General features: G+C 41.2%; 23 protein-coding genes and 3 pseudogenes. 9 read left to right on the top strand and 17 right to left on the bottom strand.

Features of this window, described 5'->3' with window-relative positions; genetic code table 11:
* The first annotated feature begins 32 nt into the window (after positions 1–32).
* Positions 33–680, top strand: coding sequence for a transcriptional regulator (locus AC1TPC_RS25520; protein ID WP_482069543.1), 648 nt, complete (start codon positions 33–35; stop codon positions 678–680).
* Between the two features lie 394 nt (positions 681–1,074).
* Positions 1,075–2,535, top strand: a complete 1,461-nt coding sequence (locus tag AC1TPC_RS25515) for an MFS transporter (RefSeq protein ID WP_482069542.1) — start codon at positions 1,075–1,077, stop codon at positions 2,533–2,535.
* Positions 2,536–2,652: 117 nt separating this feature from the next.
* Here AC1TPC_RS25515 and AC1TPC_RS25510 read toward each other — a convergent pair whose 3' ends face one another.
* The 6 genes and pseudogenes from AC1TPC_RS25510 to AC1TPC_RS25485 form a co-directional block, all read right to left on the bottom strand.
* Positions 2,653–3,276: a hypothetical protein gene (locus AC1TPC_RS25510; RefSeq protein WP_482069541.1), complete on the bottom strand. Its 624-nt coding sequence runs from the start codon at positions 3,274–3,276 to the stop codon at positions 2,653–2,655.
* Between the two features lie 189 nt (positions 3,277–3,465).
* A complete protein-coding gene (locus AC1TPC_RS25505) occupies positions 3,466–4,110 on the bottom strand; it encodes a formylglycine-generating enzyme family protein (protein ID WP_482069559.1) in 645 nt (214 codons plus the stop codon).
* Positions 4,111–4,169: 59 nt separating this feature from the next.
* A complete protein-coding gene (locus tag AC1TPC_RS25500) occupies positions 4,170–4,538 on the bottom strand; it encodes a DUF4180 domain-containing protein (protein WP_482069540.1) in 369 nt (122 codons plus the stop codon).
* Positions 4,539–4,555: 17 nt separating this feature from the next.
* Positions 4,556–4,651: pseudogene (locus AC1TPC_RS25495) on the bottom strand (TetR/AcrR family transcriptional regulator); the annotation flags it as partial.
* A gap of 13 nt (positions 4,652–4,664) precedes the next feature.
* Positions 4,665–4,871 (bottom strand): annotated as a pseudogene (locus tag AC1TPC_RS25490) (response regulator); the annotation flags it as partial.
* Between the two features lie 206 nt (positions 4,872–5,077).
* A complete protein-coding gene (locus AC1TPC_RS25485; protein WP_482069539.1) occupies positions 5,078–5,734 on the bottom strand; it encodes a DUF4386 domain-containing protein in 657 nt (218 codons plus the stop codon).
* Positions 5,735–5,973: 239 nt separating this feature from the next.
* Between AC1TPC_RS25485 and AC1TPC_RS25480 the strand changes: the two genes are divergently transcribed.
* Complete coding sequence (locus AC1TPC_RS25480; protein ID WP_482069538.1) at positions 5,974–6,591, top strand: TetR/AcrR family transcriptional regulator; 618 nt, start codon at positions 5,974–5,976, stop codon at positions 6,589–6,591.
* A 47-nt stretch (positions 6,592–6,638) separates the two neighbouring features.
* Positions 6,639–8,996, top strand: a complete 2,358-nt coding sequence (locus tag AC1TPC_RS25475; RefSeq protein ID WP_482069537.1) for an MMPL family transporter — start codon at positions 6,639–6,641, stop codon at positions 8,994–8,996.
* Between the two features lie 99 nt (positions 8,997–9,095).
* Here the strand turns inward: AC1TPC_RS25475 and AC1TPC_RS25470 are convergent, their stop codons facing one another.
* From AC1TPC_RS25470 to AC1TPC_RS25460, 3 genes are all read right to left on the bottom strand, one after another.
* A complete protein-coding gene (locus AC1TPC_RS25470; protein WP_482069558.1) occupies positions 9,096–10,220 on the bottom strand; it encodes an NAD(P)/FAD-dependent oxidoreductase in 1,125 nt (374 codons plus the stop codon).
* A gap of 93 nt (positions 10,221–10,313) precedes the next feature.
* Positions 10,314–11,108, bottom strand: coding sequence for an SDR family NAD(P)-dependent oxidoreductase (locus tag AC1TPC_RS25465; protein WP_482069536.1), 795 nt, complete (start codon positions 11,106–11,108; stop codon positions 10,314–10,316).
* 162 nt (positions 11,109–11,270) lie between these two features.
* Positions 11,271–12,320 (bottom strand): helix-turn-helix transcriptional regulator, encoded by a 1,050-nt coding sequence (locus tag AC1TPC_RS25460; protein WP_482069535.1) that lies wholly within the window; start codon positions 12,318–12,320, stop codon positions 11,271–11,273.
* A gap of 365 nt (positions 12,321–12,685) precedes the next feature.
* On the opposite strand from AC1TPC_RS25460, the gene AC1TPC_RS25455 reads away from it, so the two are divergent.
* Both AC1TPC_RS25455 and AC1TPC_RS25450 read left to right on the top strand, forming a co-directional pair.
* Positions 12,686–13,267: a TetR/AcrR family transcriptional regulator gene (locus AC1TPC_RS25455; RefSeq protein ID WP_482069534.1), complete on the top strand. Its 582-nt coding sequence runs from the start codon at positions 12,686–12,688 to the stop codon at positions 13,265–13,267.
* A gap of 24 nt (positions 13,268–13,291) precedes the next feature.
* Positions 13,292–14,494, top strand: coding sequence for an MFS transporter (locus tag AC1TPC_RS25450; protein ID WP_482069533.1), 1,203 nt, complete (start codon positions 13,292–13,294; stop codon positions 14,492–14,494).
* A gap of 478 nt (positions 14,495–14,972) precedes the next feature.
* Here AC1TPC_RS25450 and AC1TPC_RS25445 read toward each other — a convergent pair whose 3' ends face one another.
* The 3 genes from AC1TPC_RS25445 to AC1TPC_RS25435 form a co-directional block, all read right to left on the bottom strand.
* Complete coding sequence (locus tag AC1TPC_RS25445; protein ID WP_482069532.1) at positions 14,973–15,206, bottom strand: hypothetical protein; 234 nt, start codon at positions 15,204–15,206, stop codon at positions 14,973–14,975.
* Positions 15,207–15,372: 166 nt separating this feature from the next.
* Positions 15,373–15,654 (bottom strand): DUF6602 domain-containing protein, encoded by a 282-nt coding sequence (locus tag AC1TPC_RS25440; RefSeq protein ID WP_482069557.1) that lies wholly within the window; start codon positions 15,652–15,654, stop codon positions 15,373–15,375.
* Between the two features lie 42 nt (positions 15,655–15,696).
* Complete coding sequence (locus AC1TPC_RS25435) at positions 15,697–19,860, bottom strand: NACHT domain-containing protein (protein ID WP_482069531.1); 4,164 nt, start codon at positions 19,858–19,860, stop codon at positions 15,697–15,699.
* A 612-nt stretch (positions 19,861–20,472) separates the two neighbouring features.
* Between AC1TPC_RS25435 and AC1TPC_RS25430 the strand changes: the two genes are divergently transcribed.
* The 3 genes from AC1TPC_RS25430 to AC1TPC_RS25420 are packed head-to-tail and all read left to right on the top strand — an operon-like array spanning position 20,473 to position 22,338.
* Positions 20,473–21,327, top strand: a complete 855-nt coding sequence (locus tag AC1TPC_RS25430) for an ABC transporter ATP-binding protein (protein WP_482069530.1) — start codon at positions 20,473–20,475, stop codon at positions 21,325–21,327.
* Positions 21,320–21,973, top strand: coding sequence for an ABC-2 transporter permease (locus tag AC1TPC_RS25425; RefSeq protein ID WP_482069529.1), 654 nt, complete (start codon positions 21,320–21,322; stop codon positions 21,971–21,973). The genes AC1TPC_RS25430 and AC1TPC_RS25425 overlap by 8 nt, the downstream gene beginning before the upstream one ends.
* A complete protein-coding gene (locus AC1TPC_RS25420; protein ID WP_482069528.1) occupies positions 21,973–22,338 on the top strand; it encodes a GntR family transcriptional regulator in 366 nt (121 codons plus the stop codon). The genes AC1TPC_RS25425 and AC1TPC_RS25420 overlap by 1 nt, the downstream gene beginning before the upstream one ends.
* Before the next feature lie 109 nt (positions 22,339–22,447).
* Here the strand turns inward: AC1TPC_RS25420 and AC1TPC_RS25415 are convergent, their stop codons facing one another.
* From AC1TPC_RS25415 to AC1TPC_RS25395, 5 genes and pseudogenes are all read right to left on the bottom strand, one after another.
* Complete coding sequence (locus AC1TPC_RS25415) at positions 22,448–23,173, bottom strand: hypothetical protein (protein ID WP_482069527.1); 726 nt, start codon at positions 23,171–23,173, stop codon at positions 22,448–22,450.
* A 274-nt stretch (positions 23,174–23,447) separates the two neighbouring features.
* The gene (locus AC1TPC_RS25410; RefSeq protein ID WP_482069526.1) at positions 23,448–24,155 is read right to left on the bottom strand and encodes a hypothetical protein; all 708 of its coding nucleotides are present in this window, start codon (positions 24,153–24,155) and stop codon (positions 23,448–23,450) included.
* A 511-nt stretch (positions 24,156–24,666) separates the two neighbouring features.
* Entirely contained in the window at positions 24,667–25,035 is a 369-nt protein-coding gene (locus AC1TPC_RS25405) for a DoxX family protein (protein ID WP_482069525.1), read from the bottom strand.
* Between the two features lie 238 nt (positions 25,036–25,273).
* A complete protein-coding gene (locus AC1TPC_RS25400) occupies positions 25,274–25,819 on the bottom strand; it encodes a DUF4256 domain-containing protein (RefSeq protein WP_482069524.1) in 546 nt (181 codons plus the stop codon).
* Between the two features lie 271 nt (positions 25,820–26,090).
* Positions 26,091–26,321: pseudogene (locus AC1TPC_RS25395) on the bottom strand (hypothetical protein); the annotation flags it as partial.
* Positions 26,322–26,481 lie beyond the last annotated feature (160 nt).

The raw sequence follows: 26,481 nt of genomic DNA, 5'->3' as shown, positions 1-26,481 counted from the left end.
TTCTCATTTAAAAATTCAAGAGGAAAATCCCAATGTCGCGGTTTGAGCAGCAATATGAGGAATGGATACAGGAAAATCTTTGCCATGAAAAAAATCCTAGAAGACTTGAACTCCTTCATAAAGGACTGGGGCACGGAACGGTCGAGTTTCTACGGTCTGTTTGGTTTCCTGCTGTCGGAAATTTTAACTGCTTGTATCCAGAGTGGGAAGTACGTGATTTCAGCAATGGCTATCGTTATTTGGATCTTGCCTACATGCCTGGCGGCGCCAAAGGCGGAATAGAAATTCAGGGTTACGGGCCTCATGCGCGAGATCTTGATGTGAGAAGATTTAAGGATTTATGTCGACGTCATTGCCTGTTGTCATTAGATGGGTGGACATTTATCCCAATTGCTTATCTGTCTATCGTCGATGAACCAACACAATGCCAGCAGCTAATCCTGTCTTTTATCGGAAAGTTTGTCGCTTCGGACGTCCCATCAACACTGTCTTGGCTTGAGGCCGAAACCGTTCGGTTTGCGCGTCGGCTTTTGCGGCCCATCACTCCACTAGAACTCACCAATCATCTAAGAATAAGTGATCGACATACAAGACGTATATTGCATGAGCTAGTAAAATTACAAATACTAGACATAGCTAGCGGCCAGGAACGGGCTCGCACTTTTAAGCTACGGTTGTAATTCCAAAATGGTTAATAAGCACAAACGTTACCCATCTTTTCGCGGACACAGAATCCGTTGATAGTAAATTCAAATTGGAAAATAAACTCAAAGCGTTATCCATCAGAATTTTCCGGACACAGAATCCGTTATTTGCTCAGTTCTGCTGTTTTTCTACATACTTTCGGACTCAGAATCCGTTATTCACTCAAAATAACGTAAGTTGGTCCCGATTAAACGGACGGATCTCCTGTCCGCTAAATTCACTTATTTAGACACAAAAAGCAGAGTAAAATAACCCGTTTCGAAGACCTATGCTTCCCATTCCAATTCATCCTATTTTACTCGCCTCATAAAGTGTTAGAATAGAGTAATCAGTTAGGTTAAATCACATAATGAATTAGGAGCATATCAATTGCGGAAACATCCAATCTACTTATTGCGTATTACAGGTCTTTTTGATGGTATTTCATTATTAGTACTGCTTGGCATAGCCATGCCCTTGAAATATATTTGGGGGATAGAAAAGGCAGTAACGATTGTAGGAAGCATACACGGCGGGATTTTCAGTTTATATGCACTAGCTATCCTTTATGCTGCCATTCGCGTACAGTGGAATCTTCTCTGGTCGGCAGCAGCACTAACCGCAGCTTTTATACCGTTTGGCAACTTTTTGCTGGATTGGAAGCTGAAGAAGGCACAAGCCAACTATCGTGTAAAGCCTTTCAACTATGCCCTGCTCGTGTACAGCATCGTGTTCTTTTCTTTTTTTGATTTATTCTCACAGCTGCCGGTCATGAGTACTTTTGCAACGTCCATTGGCGCCAGCTCGTTTCTCGTAGGCTTTGTCATTGGGCTGTATTCGCTATCCAATACGATTGGCAATATTATATCTGGCATTATGACTGATAAGGTCGGGCCTTTCAAAATACTTATGGTCGGATTGCTGCTATCAAGCAGTGCTCTGCTGCTTTATCATTTCGTCGAGCAGCCCTTATTTTTGATAATCGTTCGAATCATTCATGGATTTGTCGCAGGTTTAATTGTCCCAGCTGCTTTTACCTTCTCTGCGAATACGACGATAAATGATCAGCAAGGAAAAAAAGTCGCCTTCACCGGCACATTTGTGGGACTAGCCGCTATTATTGGCCCAGCTTTCAGCGGTATCATGGCTAGCAAAACCTCCGTGCCATTCGTTTTTACATGCGTAGCTATAATGGGGTTTTTACTAGCCATCCTGTCTGCCATTTTTCTAAGCAAGTACAAATTATCGAAGAAAGAGAAGGACGCTGCTGTCGTTCAATCATCAAGGTCGATCTTCAATGCGGGTGTGTTAAAAGCTTACGGCGGCGCTTTTTTCTTAATGTTCTCACAAGGCGTCATCGCTTATTTGTTACCTTTGCATGTTCAAACGCTTGGATATGATTCGAGATTAAGCGGCACCTTAATGAGCACCTTCGGGATCATTGCCGTTCTCATATTTGTACTGCCTACTAATCGGATATTCGATCGTGTCGCCTCAACAAGAACGATGGCGATTGGAATTGGTTTAATGGGATCAAGCCAGTTGCTGATTAGCCAATCAACGACAACATTAGCGCTTTACTTCGTTTTAGGACTATATGGGGTGGGATTTGCCTTCTTGTTCCCATCTATTAATACGATGCTCATAAAAGCTACGCCAGCGGAGCTGCGGGGTAAAGCCTATGGTTACTTCTACGCCTTCTTCTCTCTAGGTGTTGTTGCCGGATCTTCCGTGTTAGGCTGGCTGCCCTTCAACATAAACGAAGGGTTTATATTCACAGGAATTATCCTGCTGCTGTTTGCTGCTTTCGTAGCTCTCAACAAGCAAAGAGAGCAAGCTTTGAATCCGTAGTGGTGCGAACAAGCTGCTCTGGGAATTAATCTAGGAATGCTTTCCTGTCGTTTAAACAAAACAGCCACGTCCTATGGACGTGGCTGTTTTATGTCGCTTTTTAAGGTGGCTTGAAAATTATTCCATACCATGTTCATTTCGAATGTCGTACAAGCCTTGAATCAGCAGCTCCCCAGGATCCCGGTTCAACTGCAAATAGGTTAACAATAAATGCAAAGGAATCGCGCATACGTTATTTCCATCAGTAATCGTTGGAAATCCGGCTTCAAAGACCGGACCGTGTTGTTCATTCCAAGCTAGACCCGCATGGACCTGCTCCGGAGCAAACTCTTCATTTACTGCTTTTATACATTGCGGTACGAGTATTTTGTCTATAATCGCTTTTGCCTCGTCTTCGCTTGAAGCCGGTTTTGGGAGAGCTTTCCCACCCTGAATCTCCATAAGATCAACGAAGAAAGAAGACATCCACAGTGCAGGATCATTGCCCGATTGGAATCTGGCGATCAACTCGCGCAGAAAAAAACCGCAGGAATATACACTATCCATTTCATCCTTCACATGAAATACAAAAACAGGGCCGTACCCTTCGAAATTCAACACTTGTCCTTCAACATCGTTAAAATGCATTTTTAAAGCTACGAGACCGTTATGGTGAACAGCTTTTATAAGCTCAGCCCATTGCTCCTCAGACATAGCGGCTTCTCTGCTGTTTGTTTCCTCATTTGTTGTCTCATTGTTCATTTTCATAGTCCCCCTGTCTCTTAACATACCACCATTTAGTTAAGCAGGCTATTTTACGTGCTTATCGCACCGCAAGCTTTCTGCAAATCTATTGTGGATTACTAGAATAGTTTACATCTATTATAGGCATGTGTCTGTCAGAGTAGCAATCACCATACTGTAGCAAATCGTTTTCGATTTCTCAGTACCCTACAATGACCTAGCAAGACGAAAGCCGAGATCATCAATTCGAAACGTTGGGTGACTTCGGCGACGGCACGTCGCTCCGCAGCCCCTAGCCTCTTCCGCCCAGCTTCCACCGCGAAAAACTCTATAGGAGCCGTATACGTTAACATCGTATAGATCCCAGCACCATTCCCAAACATTTCCCAACATATCATAAAGCCCCCATGCATTCGGCAGCTTTTTTCCAACCTCATGGATTAAGCCCTCTGCGTTTTCATTATACCAAGCTATTTCATCAAGCTCGCCATACCGATAGCCAGCCGTTCCAGCTTTACATGCGTACTGCCACTCCGCTTCTGTAGGAAGACGATAGCCATCCGCTTCCCAATTACAGATGACATTCTCGCCATCCTTCTCTATCGAGTAGCATTCCTTAAGTCCCGACTGCTGAGATAGCAAATTACAAAATGTGATCGCATCAATCCATGAGACATCCACAACCGGGGTCTGAGATTCGTCATGAGGTCCAACTGTCTTTTGCAAAATCGAGTCGTATAATTCTTTCGTGACAGGAACCGGAGCAAGCAAAAAAGAGTTCAACTCTACCGTCCATGCAGTCTTTATTCGATCGTCCCTTAATTCAATTTGTCCTGCAGCCATTTTCACCATTGGATACTCAGCATGACTATGCTGTACATTTGACACCTATCTCCCTCCCGTTCCAGCTTCTACTTCAACATGCTTAGCTTTTTAATGGCTTGTTGTTCGGACGGCAAGAAAAAGAAATCGTTCCCGCTATTACATTCATAGATGAAATCTTGAAAGCTTTGGCTTGGATATGCAGAAAAATCCCCAACAAAAGCAACCTTCACACGGTAAGTAATGAACTTCTGAAGGATTTCGCCTGCAAGCCGTGTTTTCAAATCAAAAAAGCTTTCGCTTAGCAGGGACTTGTTTATCACGATACGATCACAGCCTGCTTCATAATGTACGGTTGCCATAAGATCCAAGGCTGACTGCACATCCTCAATCAATATCTCGCTGCCGCTCACCACAGCAATACTTCCCCCACCCACTTCTACCTTCGTTATATTCATAATCATCCTCCGTATACTCATCCTCTATCGGTAAACCTTTCCACATAATCCTCACCAATGTATCGGTTATCCTCGCCATTTATTGGCGGAATGTTCGCTACTCGAAAGAAGCTCCTGCGTCTTCCTCGCAATCTTGCTTAATTCCAAACCATTCATCATAGGCATTTTTACATCCGTAATGAGAATATCTATCGATTTCCTATTTAGAATGCCTTCGGTCATTAGACCGTTCTCTGCTTCCAGTACTTTGAAAGGAAATTTGTATTGTGCGATTAAATTTTTTATGCCTTCCCGTTCGATCTGTTCATCGTCAACAATAAGAACATTAAACATGTTTACATCTCCTCTGTTGAAATGATTTCTAAAGTGCAGTTCATTATAGCACAACTTTAGAAAGGGCTTTCAATAGTAAAAAAGCGACATGCAACTAGCTAAACTTCTCACATTTCTGCAAATGACATTAATAAAAAAAAACCCTTGATTATCCAGGGTTTTGGCAGCTAGCATCGGTGGAGCTTCGGGGGATCGGACCACTGACCTCACTTCATCTTAAATCCTTTGGTGATCAGCCATATTGGAAAAACAATTTCAAATATCGCCCCTGGAATAAACAGAATGAATCCGAAGTCCAACCCAATAATCGATATACAACTGCTTGCAAACAACGCTATATAACCGATAATGCCCAAAAAAGACAATGCTCGCGGAACCAGCTTCGTTCGATACATCAAATAACAGAACATCACGCTTCCCAAGCTAAGCACTAGCATCGCCAGCTCAAAAGCCATTTCTTGTCCTCTCACAGCTAAATTTCCTATAGTAAGAAAATAAGAGTCACCTACGGCGCCTTCAGCGATATATTGTTCACTACATGCAAGGAGTATTAGCGGGCAGATGAGACTAACGATGAGCAGCGTGGACTCTATGATCCTCGAGCCAAAGTATCCAAGAGCAATAGATTCGTTATGCTGCTTCAAAATTGGAAACATTAGTATGGCTATGCCAACCACTGCAGCGGAGTTGATTAACTCTAGAAACAATCCAATAATCACTTTTAATCTGTCTGGATAGAGTTCAGAGAGGAATGTCGGTTGGTTTAAAACAGTGCCTATAAGCATGCTTCCAACCATGAACGCAGCTGTTGCTAATAGAAATAATACGCCTACTACCCTTGCAGTACCTTTGTTAGATTTCATGTCCTTCCCCTTTTCGAATGCATAATTTACATGCAGTATATCCACAACGGAGAAAGACGTATAGACACTTAAGTGTTCTCGTGCGTATACACACTTCGATTGCAACTTGATCAACGCCACAATTCCGCAACAACTTGCCTATTGTGCATCTTTGCCCATTGGGCAATAATATTAATATGGATTTATTTTAGAAGAAACCTTCCAGTCTATCTGAAATGAGGTGAACGTTTAGGCGTTATATGATGAACAAACAAAGCCTGCGCCATATCAAAAGGGAAGCAACCGCGAATGCGCTTGCCGATGCAGCGTTCTCTCTTGCTCTGGAAAGGGGAATGGACGGCTTCGTCGTCGAAGATGTCGTGCAGCGCGCCGGTTACTCAAGAAGAACGTTCGCGAACCACTACTCCTGCAAGGAAGAAGCGGTTGCGGCTGCGGCTATTATTTTTAAAGGCGCCGATGAAGTTGAGAATTGGATCGCAAGCATAAACGAGGACATTTCTCCGACCGACATCCTGTATCAATTGATGAAGATGCAGCTGACAGCAGAACATATCTATAAATTGCGACAGCTTGTATCGCTCTCGAAGCAGTTTCCGTCACTTGAGCCACACCTCCTTAGCGGAATGCATCGTTTGCAAATATCCGCCCAGGAGACATTGAGCGAGTTATCACATGGACTTTATCCCGAGGGGTATACTCACCTTCTCACCGGCGCTGTTTATGGAGCCGTGCTGCCAGTATTGGACGGCAGCTTGAACGTACTGCTTCCAGGTCAATCAGCAAACGAAAGCCCAGATGCCATAACGTTCGATCATTATTTAGACACCATGTTCGGTTACTTGCGAAACGGATTCTAGTTCCTTGCCTCACGTTATTTCTATTTGCAAAGGAGAAACATTAACGTATGTCAACATTTCTGTACAAATTGGGCAAATCGGCCTATACCAGACCATGGTATTTCATTATAAGTTGGATCGCGATTCTCGGAGTCGTGCTCGCCATACTTGGGGTCAATGGAATACATGTCACTTCCGATATGAAAATTGAGGGCACGGAATCGCAGAAGGTGTTAGACCAGTTGTCTGAAGAACTGCCGGAGGCTTCGGGCGGACAAGCCAGCATCGTATTTACGGTACCAAAGGGCGAACGTCTGGATTCACCTGAGCGTTTGATCTCCATAAGCGATGCCGTTAATGATGTATACAGTCTTGACTATGTCATTAACCCCGCCGAATTGGCTGCGAAAGCCGGCGCTTCGATGTCTGGCAACACTCAAGGGAATGAAGCTGCACAAGGTAGTGCATCTGAACAAGGGAACGGATCACCCCAAGCATCCACAGGCGAAATACCCCCATACGGCCCTCTGATGGTGAACGGTGTTCCGGTACCTGGCGTAATGCTTGCATCTGACGGCAGCGTCGCCCTGTTCCAATTCCAATTCACCGTTCAGCAAATGTCGCTGCCCGAATCGGTCCCCGATTCCGTAATCGATGCTGTCATGGCCGTGGAGCAGACGGGTATTACCGCATTACCTAGCGACTCGCTATCGACCAAGCCTTCAATTGGTTCGACTGAAGCAATCGGTATTGCCGTCGCCGCCGTAGTTCTTTTCATGACGCTCGGTTCGGTAGTTGCAGCAGGCTTGCCGCTTCTGACCGCTCTAATGGGAGTTGGCATAAGCGTAGGAGGGGCTTTTGCCTTCTCGAAAGTGTTCCATATGACCGATCTCACGCCTGTTCTGGCGCTTATGGTCGGGCTGGCCGTCGGTATCGACTACTCCCTGTTCATCGTGAACCGTCAGCGCCGTATGATTCTCGATCAGGGACTAACCGCTAAGGAAGCCGCGAGCAGAGCGGTCGGCACCGCCGGGAGCGCCGTATTTTTCGCAGGCTTGACCGTTATCATTGCTTTGTGCGGCATGCTTGTAATTGGGATTGGCTTTTTGTCCGCGATGGCGCTTGTTGCTGCTTTGGCCGTCCTCGTCAACGTTCTGGTTGCCCTAACCCTGCTGCCGGCTCTGCTCGGTCTGCTAGGTGAACGCATCTGCTCGGCAAAAGCGCGCACGAAGAGCAGTCTCCAAACGAATAAAAATTCTCAAGGATTCGCACACCGCTGGGTAACTGGCGTATCGAAGGGCCGTTGGCTTATTATTGTTGGCGTTATTGTTATACTTGGCGCAGCGGCGCTCCCGGTCGCAAAGATGGAAATGGGCATTCCTTCGGGTGCCACGGCGAACTTGGACACCGCATCAAGACAGAGCTACGACGCCATTTCAAACGGTTTCGGCGAGGGCTTCAATGGCCCGCTGCTTCTGGTCGCCAAAGCTAAAGGCGCTTCAGACAAAATGACACCTGAAACGCTAAATCAACTTATTCAGGATCTCGGACAGCATAAGAACGTTTCACTCGTGACACCTATGGGCGTAAACAAAACCGGGGATATGGCGATTATTAGCCTCATCCCGAAAACAGGGCCGACGGACACCGAAACCAAAAACCTGGTGCATGAGATTCGTGCCTCCGATTCGGGCATGGCGACGACGTCTGATGTCACGATTGGCGTTACTGGTTTCACCGCGATCAACATCGATATGTCGTCGAAGCTGGCAGAGGTATTCCCGCTCTACGTCGGCATTATAGTCATCCTCTCGCTAATTATTTTGCTGCTCGTATTTAGATCAATCATCGTTCCGCTCAAAGCTACGGTCGGCTTTCTTCTCAGCGTGCTCGCTACGTTCGGGATTACTACGGCCGTGTTCCAATGGGGATGGCTTCACTCCCTCTTCGGCTTTGATACCGGCGGTCCGTTGCTCAGCTTTATGCCGATTATGGTTACCGGCATTCTTTACGGGCTGGCGATGGATTATCAGGTCTTCCTTGTCAGCTCCATGCGCGAGGCTTACGTCCATGGTCATCGTGGAAAGGAGAGCGTCGTTCACGGATACAATCAAGCCAGCCGCGTTGTTGTAGCTGCAGCCGTGATTATGGTTTCCGTCTTCGCCGGCTTTATTTTCGCTCATGATATTATGATCAAACAGATCGGTTTTGCGCTGGCGATCGGTATCCTAATTGACGCCTTCATCGTCCGCATGGCGCTCGTCCCAGCAGTTATGGCGGTCTTCGGGGATAAAGCTTGGTGGCTGCCGAAATGGTTGGACCGCATGCTGCCGAACCTGGATGTCGAAGGCGATAAGCTCCTTGCAGAGCTGAAGGAGAAGGAAGGCTCTGCCGACATCATCGTTAAACCACGTAAGGCATACTAATTTCATTTCACGCAAACTTGTTTAGTCGTAGAAAAAGAAGGCCAACCAGATCATGTGGTTGGCCTTCTTTTCATATATGATCCCGAAATGGGCAACATGTCAGCTAATGGCTTTACGAATGTCATAATCGGTTAGATCGATATCTAATTCCATTCCTAGTGCTAACTTGGCCATCTGGACTCCGATATAAGGTCCCATCGTCAACCCGGAGGCACCAAGTCCGTTTACTGCAAGAAGTCCTTTCCAATCTGGAATGGCGCCTATGACTGGAAGAAAATCGGCTGTATAAGGGCGAAAGCCCACCCTTACTTCCTGGAACGTGCTATCTGCCAGACCAGGTGCAAATGTAAGACATTTGCTTAAAATTTCGTGCATTCCACCAGGTGTGATCCTCGTATCGTAGCCTTCGATATTATTTTCATGAGTCGCCCCTATCACGATTTTCTGCTGTTCAAAGGCGATCAGATATTGATCGGAAGGCGGCATAACGACCGGCCAGCTGCCCGTATTTTGTTTGGTGTCTGCAACCTGCAAGTGCATAATTTGTGCTTTTTGATAGCTTACTTGAAAATCAATGCCTAAAGGCTGCAGCAACGGCCCAGCCCAAGCTCCTGCACAAACGATAACGATGTCAGCCGAGTAACGATTTGCCCCAACCGCAACACCCGTTACACGGTTGGATTGAAATTCAAGCTTGGCATCTCCATATATAAGCTCAGCCCCGTTTCTTTGTGCAGATCGAAGCAAAGCATCACGCAGCGCCCGGCCATCGACACGGGCTGCCCCGCTAATATGAATGGAAGAATATCCTTCCACGATCAGAGGGAAGAGCTCACGGGTTCTATGTTCATCAAGCCGGGTAATCTCACCGATTTCACTCGCGTCTTCTTTACGCTTGTAAGCTCGCTCTTCCATTTTGCCGATCTTCTCCGGATCCGTATGTATGCTGAGAGCCCCGACCTTGGCATAGCCGGTTTCGCTTTCCCCTTCGCTCTCAAGCTCTTCTATTAGCATAGGGTAATAACGCGCTCCGGCTTTCGCAAGCCGATACCAAGCCTTATTGCGCCGCTGCGACAGCCAGGGACAAATAATGCCGGCAGCTGCATATGTAGCCTGGCCTTCATCTTTCCGATCGATGATGAGGACATCTGCTCCCTGCTTAGCCAATTGGTACGCCGTTGATGCTCCAGCAATTCCCGCTCCAATGACAATTGCCTTCATGATGATTTCACTCCTTTCTATAATCGCTCTTCTCATTATAACGAGATCCCTAAACATAATGGATAAAGGCGAAATTGCACCTCAACTCTAATAAATTTAAAAAATAGTCGGAACCATTCCCCCATCCATACGGATCGGAGAACCTCTAAATGCGGTTGCATAAGGACTACATACAAATGTAGTGAGTCTACCTATTTCAATAGGCTTGATAAATCGCTGTAATTCAGATTGAGGCAGGTTTGTAGTCATAAATTTTTTCTCTTTTTCTGAAAAAGTCATATTTTCATTAGGGTACATACCCTCAATGATTTGATGCACATTTTCAGAGAGTGTTGGCCCTGGCAGGATCGTATTGACTGTAACTTCTGTTCCTATTGTTAATTTAGATAAGCTTTTTGACAATGATAACAGCATTGATTTAGTCATACCATACTGAGGCATTTGTCCTGAAGGCATAATGGCTTCCTCACTTGCAATAAAAATAATGCGGCCAAAATCATTTTTCAACATTTTAGGCAAATAAAATTTACATAATCCATTCGCAGCAAGAACATTAGTCCGGAAATATTTTTCCCATACCTCATCGTCAACGTCCTCATATCGCATAATTTCATATATCCCCATATTGTTAACTAAAATATCAATTTGGGGGAATTTCTCAAATAAAGCTTCTCTTTGCCCAATATCCACAATATCGGCTGTAGCATTTTGAGGAGAGGTAGCCGGGAAATTTAACTTTATTTCATTTACAGTTCGTTCTACTTCTTCATCATTTCGTCCATTAATTAATACATGAACACCTTCTTTGGCAAGTTCTATGGCAATTGCTTTTCCAATACCTTTCGTTGATCCTGTAACTAAAGCGGTTTTATTATTTAATCCCATATCCACGTTACATTTCTCCTTTTAATCTAGCTGTTCTCCGGATAGCGATTATATTACCTTGTCAGGATCGTTCAGTAACTAGCATATTGCGCCAAAGTTCTTGTAGAACACGCCAAATGATAGAACTCAGTAAATACGAGCTCTCTGTAGAATTGGTTAGGCTCACTATTAATGAATAGTCGGCATTCCTTGCCGTCCTTCAGATATCGCGCTTGCACCTAAATGTTCAGAACGCCAATTTGAAGGCGTATCACCTTCCCAAAGGCGGAAGGCACGGTAGAACGAGTTCTGGTCTTCATATCCAATCAAGAAAGCCACTTCTTTAATTTCTAGCGAAGGGTCTGCCAAGTACTCTATTGCCTGCTCGTGTTTAGCTTGCGTCAACAGCTGCTTGAAGCTTGTGTTTTCGTCAGTAAGCCGGCGCTGCAAGGTTCGATCGCTCATACGAAGCTCCTTTGCGACAGCCTGAATGTCGGGGCGCCCTCCTGTGAGGCTCCGTTTCATGATCCATTTGACCTTCTCGGAGATTGAGCGGCTATGCTTCTGTTCATCCAACGATCGGTCTAGAGCAGGAGTCAGGATCTCCAGCAATTCCTCGTTATACGATTCGAATGGGCGGTCCAGATCTCTTCGATGCAGCGTCAACCGGTTGCATTTTGCACCAATCTTGATACGGCAGCCGAAGTAAGCTTCAAGAGCCTGTACATCGCCCATTGCGTGCGCAAATTCGACGTACTGCGCCTTCAAAGGTTGACCCGTGCCCCGGCGTCCAAGCTCCAGAAGAAATGCAAGCGTGATACCTACCAGCAGCGGCGGACCGGGTTGCTCCGTATGCAGCCATTCCAGCTCGATTGTACAGTGCTCTCCCTCCTCGGTGATACGTAAGCTTTCGGGGGGACACAGTTGTTTGTAACGAGCCATTCGGTTTAAAGCATCACGGTAGTCACGAGCATGGTAAGTCGCTAACACGGTCGGTGGGTACTTCGCTGTTTCAAAGGCGGTCGCAAGCTTGATGATTGCTTTGGCAGTGTCACCAATGAGATCGGAATAAGCCTGCCAGATCGCAAAATATTGGGCGGTGGTGACTACCGGTTCAGTAATAATGGTGAGCGGCAGTTGTGCTTTGCGAGCTACGTCGCGGGCGGCAATCCCTAATTCATGTAATCCTGCCCAAAATCCTGGCGGGATTTTAATATGGTCAGAGGTATGAGACTTCATATATATGGGCCTCCTTTAGCAGCTTGCCTATTCATTAGCTTTGGTTGTAATTGGGTTTTCTGCCTTGTTGATGGGAGAGCTATTATAGTACCTTCCCAATATCGCTCTGTAACTAGCAGAAAGTGTCATTGGTGAGTTACGGCGAATTTTAAGTACACATAAGAATACTCTTAAGTCCGTTAAAGTGTCTATATTAACTAAAAAAAACAGCCACAATAGCCAGCTGCCTTTATGTCAATAATATAGATGAGAGTAGCCAAACACAAACTCTCGACCTAAATCACTGAAAGGAATTTACATTTGCATTAAAAAATTAAATTTGATAATATAACTGACGAACGTTCGTTAATACTGAGGTGATTATATTGAAAAGTAAAGAAATTAAAGACATAGCTGTTAAATTTTTCACTATACATGGGTATGAGGGAGCATCTTTGTCTCAAATTGCCGAGAATGTCGGTATGAAAAAACAATCACTCTATGCTCATTTCAAAGGAAAAGATGATCTATTTCTACAAGTTTTACAAGATGCCAAAGAGACAGAAATCTCATCGAAACTCAAATATTTGAGTAAAGTGGATACCCAAAATCCTAAAGCAGATTTATTTGGATATCTTCAATTGGTCATTGATTTGTTTCAACAGAGCGAGCAGCTAAAGTTTTGGTTGCGTATGTCTTTTTATCCACCTCAACATCTGGCAACAGCGATTAATGAGGAAGTAATGGATACGGAATTGAAGATTCAAACCGTACTAGAAAGCAAATTTCAAGCTTGGGTCGATGCCAAAGTCATCATGTCAGATGCAGCATCTATCCCTACTCTTGCTTTCTTAGGTGTAGTTGATTCAATCATGTTAGAGCTTGCATATGGGAATAATGAAAAACGTTTAAATGATAAATTAAATGCCTCTTGGACTGTATTTTGGAGAGGTATTTCACAGTTATGATTTTGCAGAGAGAGGTATCGCTTCATGAAGAAACCATTGAAAGAACAAAAAACAGTCTTGCTCATTCTATTAAGTAATATATTCATTGTTTTTCTAGGAGTCGGACTAATCGTCCCTGTTATGCCATCCTTTATGAATATTATGCATTTATCAGGCCAAACGATGGGCTATCTAATGGCGGCCTTTGCATTCGCACAATTACTCACCTCTCCCTTCACTGGACGATGGATTGACACTTATGGCAGAAAAAAAATGATCGTTATCGGCTTATTCCTCTTCAGTGTATCCGAGTTGATCTTTGGTTTAGGTACACATGTATCCGTTCTTTATGTATCCAGAATTTTAGGAGGCATTAGCGGTGCATTTATTATGCCAGCTGTAACAGCCTTTGTTGCTGATATTACCTCAGTAGAGGAAAGGCCCAAAGCAATGGGCTATGTTTCTGCCGCCATTAGTATCGGATTTATCATTGGCCCAGGTATCGGAGGTTTTATTGCTGAGATGGGTGTGCGTGCCCCGTTCTATTTTGCTGCTGGCTTCGCATTAATAACTTGTATTTCATCCCTATTTATTTTAAAAGAGCCGCTAACCAAACAGGAGCTTCTGGAAATCACTCAGCTAAAAAAAGATACGAGCTTTGCAAGTGACCTCAAACGATCACTTCATCCATTATACTTTATAGCCTTTATTATTGTGTTTGTACTGGCCTTTGGTTTATCAGCATATGAAACTGTATTTAGTCTGTATTCTGATCATAAATTTGGTTTCACTCCACGAGATATTGCTGCCATTATTACCATAAGTTCCATTTTCGGGGTTGTCGTTCAGATCTTTATGTTTGGTAAAATGGTAGATAAACTCGGAGAAAAGAAACTCATCCAGATATGCTTAATTGCAGGCGTTGTATTAGCGGTAGCATCCACGATGATCTCAAGCTTTTTAGCCATTTTGCTAATAACTAGCTTCATCTTTCTCGCATTTGACTTGCTGCGACCAGCATTAACGACCTATTTGTCAAAAACTGCCGAAAAAGAACAAGGATTTGTCGCAGGAATGAACTCGACCTATACAAGCTTGGGGAATATCGTCGGGCCCGCGTTAGGCGGTATATTATTTGATGTAAACATTAACTATCCGTATCTCTTTGCTGCTGTCATTATGTTTATTGGTCTTATCATTACAATGATGTGGAAAGAAAAACAATCAGCAAGCAGCTTGGCAAAATAATACGAAGAACATTCTCGATTCTGGAGAACCCCATAAATTCGTAGTAAAAGTAAAGGTAATGGTAATGGTACGGTTAACAACGCAAAGCAGCTCACTCACTAATAAGGAACGACCTGTATGAATAGGTTTCGAATGAACAGCATGTTCATTCGAAACGGGGAAACAAGGTGATGGAGGTCTAATCCACCTCCATTCTTCGCTATGCACACCGTAAACAAAAGAGAAAAAGGATGTCTTTGAAAAAGAAGTGGGTTTCTCTACAATCTGAAAACCTCTTTCTATAAAGTGATTTGAGTTTATGATTTGGTGGTGCCTAGGTGAATTACCCCCTGATCGCATGAGTCAGTTTCACTACCCAAAATCAGAGTCGGCACTACTTCACATTCAACCTCGAGTGCGAAAATCTGACATATTAATTGAATACGATCCCGTTTACTGAGTCGAATAGTTCACCACTAACTTTATAGATTGCCCATTATTAATCTAATTTTATTCGCTCTACTAGATGCGCCTCTTTTCCATCTGGAATAGGATAAAAGAAAGCTTGTAATTCATTCGGTAGCTTTTTAATATATTGACCGGTCATCATTCTGAGAATCCTTTTTTGTAAATTCGAAAGAAGATAAGAAAAGGCCAGCCCCTCTTTCATATTATAGATACTATAGTGAGAAGGTTCTCCATTACATTCACTGTAGCCCATTTCTTGACTCATGCCATTGATCCATAATTTTATAAAATACTTATTCCCCAGTGCAATATGATTGACACATGAGTGCAATCTATGAGAATTTATTTGATTAAAGTGTTGTTTTTCTAATAATGGCTTGAAGTCAAATTCATTTAGTTTTTGAATATATGAACTTATCTTTTTCCTGCTGTTAAACGAAAGACTCCATTGAACAATCCCCCGGTTCGATGTTAGTTTTCACTTCTAAAATACCAATAACATTTTCAGGAACAGCAATGATGAAATCTCCTTCAGAGAACAATAAGGGATATGACTGGTCGTAAATAATAGTATCGATTTGGGACGTTATAGCATCTTGATTTCGAATAAAACCAGTACCTACCGAAATGTTTTTGTGTAGAACACGTTTTAAATAATTTCTTATAATGATCTCCTTATATCGTCCTTCTTCTCCCCAATTCGCATCAACAATTAAGTGCCTAACTCTTTTTTCATAAGCCGATTGTTTAACCCCCTATAAACCAGCATTAACTACAATCGATCGCACGTTATAAGCCAGGTCACTTAACTCTCTTGTTTGGTTATCCAAAGCCTCACGAGTTTTTTCAATTCCTGTTTTGGGTATTTTCTTTTTACGTGTATCTTCATCATCCCAGTGTTCTCCTTCAAACCATCCAACTAAGTAAATCCCATATTCACATTTTCCTTCTTTCATATATCGGTGAGCAAGTTGTCGCCTCATCGAAGTCATAAGATCTTTATTCCAATTGGCCTTTACTTCAATAATAACTGTCAACACTTGTATTGATTTGCTTGTTCGATCGGTAACTACTGCGTTGACGTATATATCAGTTCGTTCTCCTGGTGTATCACCAAAACCATTTCGAATCTCGACTTCACGGTTAATAATGATCCCTCTACCAACGAGATCATCGTCTAGCTTTTGTTTAATAAAATCCGAAAATTCATTTTCCGTGCAAGGTCGATATTTTTTATTACCAAGATCATTCCAAAGCCAGCGAACTTCTGGAGTAATTCCACTAAGCCTTTTTTGTATTCTTAATAATGATTCCAATAATAATTCGACCAACTGATCACCGTTGTGTACTAACCTGTTGTACTGGCCGTTAACCAGTTCTAGTAATTGGCGTGGGGATATTGGCGACCAAAGGCGTTTACGTGTATTATCCTGTGCATCTAATAAAATCCACTTAAGCCATCTATGATGTGGAAACTCCCTAATTATCCGTTTTATTTGAAAACATGCTTCCTCTGTTCCTCTATTTGTAAGTTGCCGCAACAGCCCATCTCGAAATTCTGCCAGATTTTCGCGCGGACCAACCCAGTGAGCCATTACTTCATCATCATAATTAGGATCTTCTTCAAACGGAAATAGCTTTAATAGTTTAATATAAAGAGAAGCTTGAGTGATTTCGGATAGATTGTTAATTTTCATTTTTCCTTCCCAATCATCTGTGCTTTTAAGAAATACAGCTTTTACAAATTCCAAATAAGAAATGGATTTATGTGAGAGTGAAATAATATCATCCCAACCACTTGGAGAAAAGATACACAGTGCGCATCCAGCATTAATTGCATTCTCTCTATTTTCTTCTTTGAGAAAAAAATGTGGCATTAAAAAAGATTTTGCAAAAGTTAATGTTTCGCTTGAATTGTCATGTTTCAATAACGCATAGATTATTTGTTTAAATGCTTGATCTTTTAGTTTAATATCGTGAAGCTTTTCAATAATAGCTCTTACAAGATAAACATCCCAACAATATACCATTTTATCAATTACAAATGCATATGAATTTCTTTCGTTTTCTTTATCAATTAATATCAACAAATCAGAAATGACTTGTTCTTTAGCATAGTGATATGCAAGCCCTATTAACTCATTACGAATTTCATCTTCACCTTGTTCTGATGATGCCCATTGTTCAAGCAAAACAGGTGACCAGTTTTCCCATCTTTCTTTACTCAATGTTTCTAAAAAGGGATACTCATCTGAATAAATTAACCTTAGTGCCTTATAACCGGCCATTGCGGGCCTGTGATAAGTAGTGGTTCCCAGCCATTGTGATTTTAAAGAGCTTTTAACAGAAACGTAATTTTTAGCAGCAGAAAGTGTCCGCTCTTTTGTTAGTTCATCTATGAGATTCCAAGCAGGGTATACTTTCAAGTTTGGCTCAGTCTCGGCGTGCCTAGAATCATCATCTATGGAAAATTCAAAGACCAACCGCCACCAAGCATCCAAATTCCCTGACTCAAACTCATCTAGCCTTTTCTGAATTCTTTGCGTTAGCGGTGGAATTTCCCTTGTTTTCTTTTCATCACTGCAATGTAACCGTGCTTGCATTTCCGCATACTGTAACTTTAACTTCTCAGCTTGTTCGGATTCCAGAACAACACTCTGAAACCACGGCGTAAATTTCTCATCTAAATATCTATTATCTCTCATAGCCTTAAAAACAATCTCAACTTCTGAGGTATTTAAGCCGTTAAACGCTCCTGATATAATTTCAACCCATTTTTTCGCTTTTATTTCCGATTGTTCTAGTAATAGTTGTTCAACCAACCACGGGAAATCTGCTGCAGTTACAAATCGTAGATATGAATAAATAAAATTTTCATCATGTACTTCATCCAATAATCCATTTAGAAGCAGTCGTCTTTTATAATCATCACTCTGTATTTCTGTTATATAGGACAAATGATCATAACATTTCAGACGTAAAACGACATACCGAATAAACTTTGTCCGAACCTCTTCCTGATCAAGTTTCTGCCAAGCCTGATTCATCACGAGATGGACTAATTCCTTTATTGTATAGTCTAAATGCTGATGGTTAGCAAATTGAATAGCCCATTCCAAGGCATAGATAGTGTTTACCTCATTTAATCTTTCCTCCATATTCCGTAAAAAGATACGATATGCCCCTGTATAATTTCTTCGCTTGGGCAATGTGAGATACTGAAAAAGTTCCCTGTCTGTTAGAAGTTCCGGCCATAGTGCCGTTAATGCGGCTCCCTTCAACTGGTCATCGCTGTCTTCACCTGCCTCACCTCGAGCTAGTGGCAATAATTCGACCAGCCTTTCTTTACTGCATAGTCCAATAAGCGCATAACCAGCCTTCTCACGAATTGTACTGTCCTCGGTCACATCCAAAGTAATTAAAATTAGCTCATCTGTTAGCTGATGTAGTTTGCAAGCCTCAGCCATTTTAATCGCAACCCTGCGAACTAAAAATCCTTTTGTCCGATCTACTATATACGGTCGTACTTGCTGTTCCATATGTGCATGTTTGAGTTTATGAAATCGACTTTGCAATTCGTAGTTACTGTCAACAATTTGTTCTTGATCGAACTGAATTAATATTTCTGCGACCAACAATGTCTTGTTTTCTGTAGACAAACTCTCTACATCACTACGTAGAATTACTTCAGGCTCAATTTTTATTATTGTTTTAAACACTTCGGGCTTTAATGATGACAGCCAGGCTGAAACTTCATGTAACTGGGGTACCAATTTCTCTTCGGGATCACTTGGATGAAAAATAATACTTTTTATTTGAGCAAGAGACAAACCGCTTTCACATACAAACAAAGCAGCTAAAAATTCAGCGAATGTTTGGTGAGCCCAGCCCATTCTATTAGGTCCGCGGGAGGTAAAAAGTCCTGTCGATAGCGCTTCCTCAACATCAAGTCGCTGTATATTTAATATTTCTTCACTCTCTTGAGCACAGATCTGTTTTATTGTCATATCCTCGTCAGGGATATCTCCATAGTCAATCCCAGTCCATACTGCATATTTATTTGAGAATATAGTTAGGGCGGCAATGCGACTTGCTAGCTTAAGACGCTCACTGGCACCAAGTCTTTCCCCCTTCTGTGAACTATTTCTATGTAAATTTATTTCTTCACATAGCAATTCGCAGCCTTTTAGATATAATTCCTTTTGACTATCGGGGAAGACACCATATTTTCTAAACTGATTCAGTAACAGTTTCAACGTAATTGGTTTAATAGCAAATGGAACAACTTCCTTTTGTATAACATCAACAATAAATTTGTTTGCGTCTACGCCATTGACCAGTGCTGCATAATGAACATCTTTCTGTCTAAGCGGTGTCAACTCAAAGATCCCTACATTATCAGGTTCATATAAATCACACAACTCATATTCCAATGCTGAAGGCCATTCAGCAGTGCGACAAGCAATTCGCAAAAAAAGGCGATCTAAATTGCGATATTTTAACTCGTCAGCCAATATGGCAGCTGCATAATCGACTCTTAAAAGGCATTCATCCAAACTATCTAAAAATAAAGTGAGCTTCTTTACTCCTTTTTCCCACTGAAGAAAATTGGGATGTTCGAATATCGCTCGAACTATTCGATCCTCTGTTCCGCACGAACGCAAATCAACATGAATAAATAAATTATCCGAATTTAAAGATTTCAATATATTAGAAAAAGCTTCTGTTTTTCCAATTCCAGGTTCACCTAAAAAAACTAAACATTTAGTAGGTTCGATATCTTCATATGAAACAACATTGGGATTTAATATCCTCCCAAATTCCATTTCAGGATCTCTTAAAAACCCGTCCCCATCTAAGTGGAAAAATTCCGTCCTTGGGCACCAGTATCTTTTCCATTGATAATTTAAAGGCTTCATGTTCACTCACCTCGAGCTATTAGTTAAGATTACTGAGTGTACTTATTATACTATATTTTTACATTCTTTCGCCTACGATTGTGTTACTTAGAAACCATGTGTGACTTGAATTCTAAGCTATTTCTTTCGAGTAGATATGAAATAATCTAAAAATTTAACTGTTCAATAATCTCAAACCTTCAATCTGGGAAATCCTTACAACGCCCCAACCTATATATGCCCGCGAACTGAACCCGATATGTTTACCTGAGCTGATGGGAGAGTGTGATAAAGGGCTCTAACAACCTTAATGAAGGTTACGGTGCAACAATTCGTCTTTTGGGATGAAATTGCTCTAAAATAAGGGTAGCCAGCTAAATAAACCGTCTACGTAATCAGTTCCGCTCACGCTTCCCATGGATAGCTAGTGTTGATAGTTCCATGATTGTAACCAACGATGCTTCCGTTTGGGGGGATTCTTAAATATTGAGAGCCGGATTCGTTCCCCATAAGCCCGTACAGGAAGCAACCTTTTGAGTAAATATGGATTTGATAAAAATAATTGACATAAGATTTGTCTCAATGATATATTGTGTATGCACAACATACACAATTTAAAAGGAGGTTGGCTATATGCTTGCGTTAGAAATTAAAAATTTAAATAAAAAATATGAGCATTTTCATTTGAAAAACATATCATTTCAGCTGGAAAAGGGTTATATTATGGGATTTATCGGAGCCAACGGTGCGGGAAAAACAACCACAATAAAATCAATTTTAAATTTGATTCGTATGGATAGCGGCGAGATCCGTATTTTGGGCAAAGAGATGATCGAACACGAAGTCGAATTGAAGCAAGAAATTGGCTTTGCATTTGGAGGCATCGATTTCTATACTCGAAGCAAAATTAAGACGCTAACTAACGTAATCAAAAAGTTCTATCATCATTGGGATGATGAAGCCTACTTCAATTATTTGAAAAGATTTAATTTGAATGAAAACAAAAAAATAGCTGAATTATCAACCGGAATGAGAGTAAAATACAGCTTGGCCCTTGCCTTGTCACACGGTGCAAAGCTTCTTATTCTTGATGAGCCGACAAGCGGACTTGATCCGGTTGCAAGAGACAATCTGCTAGATATTTTTCAGGAACTGGTGGAAGATGGAGAAATCAGCATCCTGTTTTCGACTCATATCACAACCGACTTGGAAAAATGCGCAGATTATATTACTTTTATCGATAACGGACAAATTATCAACAGCTCTGAGAAAGAACAATTTATTGATACGTATCGCTTAGTGAATGGGAAAGAAGAGCAATTGTATTTAATAAAAGACCAGTTAATTGCCTACAAAATGAATTCATTTGGCTTTACAGGCTTGATCCATGCTAGAGACTTTGATCCATCTTTGGATATAAAGTCAACCGTGCCTAATCTTGAAGAGATCATGATCTATTTCTCGAAAAAGGAGAATATGTATGTTTAACTTACTGGTGAAAGAATTAAAGCTCGGCGTAAATCCTTTCTTTTATATCCTGCCCTTCTTGACAGGCGCCTTAATGCTAATCCCCGCATGGTTATATTTCCTTGTCATCCTTTACTTTTGTTTTCTCACGTTACCGAATATGTTTGCAGGGTATAAAACGCAGAATGATTTGATATTTACAAGCATGCTGCCAGTAACAAAAAAAGACATTGTAAAAGCAAAGATATCCGTTATTGTTATCCTGGAATTACTGCACATTGTTGTTGCAATGATATATGGCATGATTAGTATTCGCTTATACCCAAATCTGACCTACTACTTCTTCGAACCAACATTAGGTTTTTGGGGATTATGTTTCGTCATGGTTGCGATCTTCAATATGATCTTTATATCCATGTATTATAAGACAGCCTATAAATACGGCGCAGCAGCGATTGTTTCCATTACAGCAGCAATTCTGTTTGCTGTAGGCGCAGAATGGCTCGGAATACAAAATTCGTTCGTGTTTAAGCTTTTCAAAGGAACGGGTGCTGAACATTTGGCAACGCAATTATCCATCCTGGTCATGGGCATCGTGATATTTGCGATTTTTACGATTATCGCTTATCATATTGCCATCAAAAGGTTTGAGAAAGTGGAAATATAATGAACATTGCGATTTCGAATACCTCTGATAAACCCATTTATCAGCAGCTTTTTGAACAAATCAGCGCACAAATCCTCAAGGGCGAACTAGAAAATGGGTATAGTTTGCCACCCATACGACAAGCGGCCACGGAGCTTCGAGTTAGTATTATTACTGTAAAAAAAGCGTGGGAAGAACTCGAACGACTTGGTTTGATATACACCGTAACCGGCAAAGGATGTTTTATCGCCGAACTCTCGTCCGACGAGATGCTTCAAAAACGCAATGAAATGATCTTGAAGCAGATGGTTATTGACACTTCCTATTACAAATCGTTTGGCCTCACAATAGAAGAGGTTTTTGAGCTTTTGAAGGAAGCTTATTGAAAATGTAGATATGAACAGACAACCACGTCCAGAGGACGTGGTTGATTTGTTTTATTGGTGGAGCTTGGGGGGCACGTACTAACTTGCTTATCCCACATCCTTCTCTCTATTACTTTTTTAGTCTTCTCTCATATTCAGCTTCTACTGTATCAATATTAAATTCTCCCTCGGATGGCGAAATATTCTCAAAATATTCATCTACATCAAAAGTTATATCTACATTAAGGTGTTGAATCCGGACGTGTCTCATTACATAATGATTTGATTTTAATTCATTCAGTAATCCATAGAGCATATTAGCCTCATTTGCAATGTCTTTCTCCTCCACCTTACTTTGTGTAGTGACTATAATTGAATAAGATAACTTTGCCTGATTGTTGGAGCGCAGCTCGTTGTAACTCAGATACTGGTCTCTCATTGAAACATTACCTACGTGTACTGTCGGGATCGTACCAGCGTTTTGCCCATAAAATTGCTGTATAATGGGCAAAAGGTTCTTCTCAGCATCTTCATTTAAAATACTTAAGTAATATGAAGTGAAATATTGAAGTCCATCTAGATCTTTATCTGTCGATATTGAAAATATTGCTTCTTTATTTCTGTTTAAATATCCCTCAACTACAATGGGTCCTCCATATATTTTCACATAGTACATATCTGTCACCGTTATTTCATCATGTAGAACACTTTCCATCACTTCTTCTGCCTTTTTCATAAATACCTTTTCTTCTTCACTATAATTACTAGTAAATAACCGGGTTATCCCCACTATGATTACCACAATAATGACCGCCGAAAGAATAAAATAAGAACTTATTTTAAATGTTCTTTTCATACATTCAACCTCTCGAGTTTATTCATTACTCATTTATTTTTATGGCACACCGACAATTTTAAATTAGCTACTTTTCAATTGAATTTGTGATGATGACAAAGATTCACATAATCTTCGTCATCAATAAACGCTGGATTAACGAACACCTGTACAAGCTAGAAGTACCCCGCTGGATCCGTAAAAATAAGGGTTTTCCTACTTCTGTCATACAGATCATTCTGCTTAAATAACCATACGTTAAGTCTTTTACGCTCATTGAACATCCTTCTATCTATTACTTTTTTAGTCTTCTCTCATATTCAGCTTTAATCGTGTCAATATTAAGTTCATTCTCGGATTGCAAAATATTCTCAAAATATACACTCACATTTGGGTAATCTATCTGTACGTGTCGAACTAAATATTTATTTAATTTAAATTCATTCAATAATCCATAAAGTTTATTAGCCTCATTTACAATGTCTTTCTCCTCAACCTTTCTTTTAGTAGTAACTCTAATAAAATAAGATAACTCTGCCTGATTGCTGGAAAGCAGCTCGTTGTAACTCAGAAACGCTTCACTCATTGAAAGATTGCCTACGTATACCGTTGGGTTGGAACCAGCATTTTGCCCATAAAATTGCTGTATAATGGGCAAAAGGTTCTTCTTAGCATCTTTATTTAAAATACTAAAGTAATATGTCGTGATATTTTGAAGTCCATCTAGATCTTTATCTGTCGATTTTGAAAATATTGCTTCTTTATTTCTGTTTAAATATCCCTCAATTACAATGGGTCCTCCATATATTTTCACATAGTACATATCTGTCACCGTTATTTCTTCATGCAGAACATTTTCCATCACTTCTTCTGCTTTTTTCATAAATACCTTTTCTTCTTCACTATAATTACTAGTAAATAACCGGGTTATCCCCACTATGATTACCACAATAATGACCGCCGAAAGAATAAAATAAGAACTTATTTTAAATGTTCTTTTCATACATTCAACCTCTCGAGTTTATTCATTACTCATTTATTTTTCTGGCAAACCGACAATTTTAAGTTAGCTACTTTCCAAATGAGTATGTGAGGATGACGAAGATTCACATAATCTTCGTCATCAATAAACTTTGATTACACCTTAGAGACAGACACCATTACGGAAAATATATCATTAGTTCAAATAGACTATCTTACAATCTTACTACAAATTATTTCATTTCCCCTTATTTTTTCCTACTCACGTCAGTAACGGTGGGCAAGGGAAGAAGCGGATTCGACTTATGTAGCCGATCCTTATAAATTTTGTCCCCATTTTCGTCCGCAAGACCAAATTTACGTGATATATTTTGATTAAAGTTTTTGTATAAAACAACAAAAAACCCTTGCCACGCAAGGGTTTAATCATTTTAAGTTTGGTGAAGAAGCCTATGGAGGTTCGACTCCCTGACCTCATCGTTGCCAGCGATTCGATCTCCCACCGTTAGGTATTTCCTACCATAGATATGAACTTACCCAAAAAGATGAGGCAGTTCGTCTGCATATAATAATACTACAGCAATAGCTATTACGAGATTCAATAAGGCCGGTATCACTTTTCCGATCGCATGTCTGACTCTGAGGTGCGAGAGGCACGCCAATAACATCATAATGACTATTAATATGCCAGCCCATGCGGCAACCCCCGGATACCAGTAACCGATAATGAGTCCTACGCATCCAACAATTTGAACGTAGCCCGTAATGACGCGGAACCATTGAGGAAGTTTAATCGAATCAAATAGTTCAACTTGATGCTTGGCTCCTGCAATCTTGCTTCCGCCAAAAAAGGCCATGGAAAAAAGCAGCCAACTTTGAAGTACGATGGTTAGTATATGCATTTGAACCCACTCCTTAATAGTTTATTATTATCCGACACCGATCAGTGTCCTAATTCATAATATAACACCATTAGGTGTCCTGTAAAGCATTTATTTTCTAAAAAACAGAAAACCACGTCCTATGGACGTGGTTGATATGTTTATTTTGGTGGAGCTTTCGGGTTTCGAACTCCCGACCTTATCGAGTGTGTAACCGACCAACTCGTGCTCCCGCCCCACTTCGTTCTCTGTGCAAAATTTAGACCCTGAGCGAGCCACGGAACCCCCTGGCGGCATAGTAAGATTCCGCACCGTTATGGTATACGAAGACATTGCCGTAGCGGAAATCAGCAAAGATGGCACCACCAAGTTTTCTAATCTCAGAAGGTGTTATCACCCAGCTCGATGTTTTCGTATCGAATTTCCCAAGCTTCTGCAGCCCCCGATATTGTTCTTCCGTTAAAAGCTCAATGCCCATGGCAGCTGCCATATCAATAGCGCTATTTCCCGGTTTATGTTCTTTCCTTGACTCCAGCGCTTCACGATCGTAACAAACACTTCTGCGGCCTTTAGGACTTTCTGCTGAACAATCATAAAAAATGTATTCGTCCGTCTTATTATCATGACCAACAACATCCGGCTCTCCGCCAGTTATTTCCATTTCATTGAGTGACCACAGTTTTTCAGAATTAGCTTCCAGCTTCGCTTGTACTTTAGACCATTCAAGACCTTCATGGCGGATCATGTTTTTCTCAAAACGGGCTTTTAATACACTAAATAGTTCTTCACGTTGTTCTGGCGACAAAGGAACACCCCTCTTAAATTTTCGATTAGCTGACAGTCATAGAGTCATTCTAACTTTATTCACTAGTCTTTTCAATCGCTGAACGCGATGATCGACAATCATCAATCATATCCTTGAAAACGGATCTTTGATCAATTGTCTGACAAAGATAACTCGAAGATGACTTTTAGCGGTAGATTCAGACGCCGTACTCCTCCGCATTCGCTCCGTCCGAGCGGACTGAATCCCTGACCTCTTCGCTGCCAGAGAAGCGCTCCTCCAACATTTTCTATTATTCAATACTTTTTAATGATTCAATCATATTTATTTTGGATACTTTCCTCCTAAGCAGTAAGTTAGACAACATTGTTAGTAAGAATGAAAGAACAACAGATATCAGAATGATAGTAATACTTAGTTTATTTGGGATTTGTTGATGGGTACTAGACAGCGCCTTGATAATAAATGTAAAAACATAGTCGCTTATAGGTAAAGCTACAATTACGGCAAACGTGGTTAATATGAACCTGAATCCGTGACATAAATTTATGAAAATCGTAGATTACAAGAGATTTTAGGAGTAAAATTGAGATAACAGCGTGTTTTCTGCTGATATCTAATTGCACCTATGGGGTGAACTCCTATGACAACGAAATTTACACTTGAAACTTCCAGTGATTATT

It is taken from the genome of Paenibacillus sp. Y280, from assembly GCF_056786335.1.
Note: the sequence above shows the minus strand (reverse complement) of the source record. Positions and strands in the feature narration are given on the sequence as shown.

Coding starts and splice junctions, on each gene's coding strand:
- AC1TPC_RS25520 (WP_482069543.1), top strand. CDS start 33: ATGTCGCGGTTTGAGCAGCAATATGAGGAATGGATACAGGAAAATCTT.
- AC1TPC_RS25510 (WP_482069541.1), bottom strand. CDS start 3,276: ATGAACAATGAGACAACAAATGAGGAAACAAACAGCAGAGAAGCCGCT.
- AC1TPC_RS25505 (WP_482069559.1), bottom strand. CDS start 4,110: ATGGTGAAAATGGCTGCAGGACAAATTGAATTAAGGGACGATCGAATA.
- AC1TPC_RS25500 (WP_482069540.1), bottom strand. CDS start 4,538: ATGAATATAACGAAGGTAGAAGTGGGTGGGGGAAGTATTGCTGTGGTG.
- AC1TPC_RS25485 (WP_482069539.1), bottom strand. CDS start 5,734: ATGAAATCTAACAAAGGTACTGCAAGGGTAGTAGGCGTATTATTTCTA.
- AC1TPC_RS25480 (WP_482069538.1), top strand. CDS start 5,974: ATGATGAACAAACAAAGCCTGCGCCATATCAAAAGGGAAGCAACCGCG.
- AC1TPC_RS25475 (WP_482069537.1), top strand. CDS start 6,639: ATGTCAACATTTCTGTACAAATTGGGCAAATCGGCCTATACCAGACCA.
- AC1TPC_RS25460 (WP_482069535.1), bottom strand. CDS start 12,320: ATGAAGTCTCATACCTCTGACCATATTAAAATCCCGCCAGGATTTTGG.
- AC1TPC_RS25450 (WP_482069533.1), top strand. CDS start 13,292: ATGAAGAAACCATTGAAAGAACAAAAAACAGTCTTGCTCATTCTATTA.
- AC1TPC_RS25445 (WP_482069532.1), bottom strand. CDS start 15,206: ATGAGTCAAGAAATGGGCTACAGTGAATGTAATGGAGAACCTTCTCAC.
- AC1TPC_RS25435 (WP_482069531.1), bottom strand. CDS start 19,860: ATGAAGCCTTTAAATTATCAATGGAAAAGATACTGGTGCCCAAGGACG.
- AC1TPC_RS25430 (WP_482069530.1), top strand. CDS start 20,473: ATGCTTGCGTTAGAAATTAAAAATTTAAATAAAAAATATGAGCATTTT.
- AC1TPC_RS25425 (WP_482069529.1), top strand. CDS start 21,320: ATGTTTAACTTACTGGTGAAAGAATTAAAGCTCGGCGTAAATCCTTTC.
- AC1TPC_RS25420 (WP_482069528.1), top strand. CDS start 21,973: ATGAACATTGCGATTTCGAATACCTCTGATAAACCCATTTATCAGCAG.
- AC1TPC_RS25415 (WP_482069527.1), bottom strand. CDS start 23,173: ATGAAAAGAACATTTAAAATAAGTTCTTATTTTATTCTTTCGGCGGTC.
- AC1TPC_RS25410 (WP_482069526.1), bottom strand. CDS start 24,155: ATGAAAAGAACATTTAAAATAAGTTCTTATTTTATTCTTTCGGCGGTC.
- AC1TPC_RS25405 (WP_482069525.1), bottom strand. CDS start 25,035: ATGCATATACTAACCATCGTACTTCAAAGTTGGCTGCTTTTTTCCATG.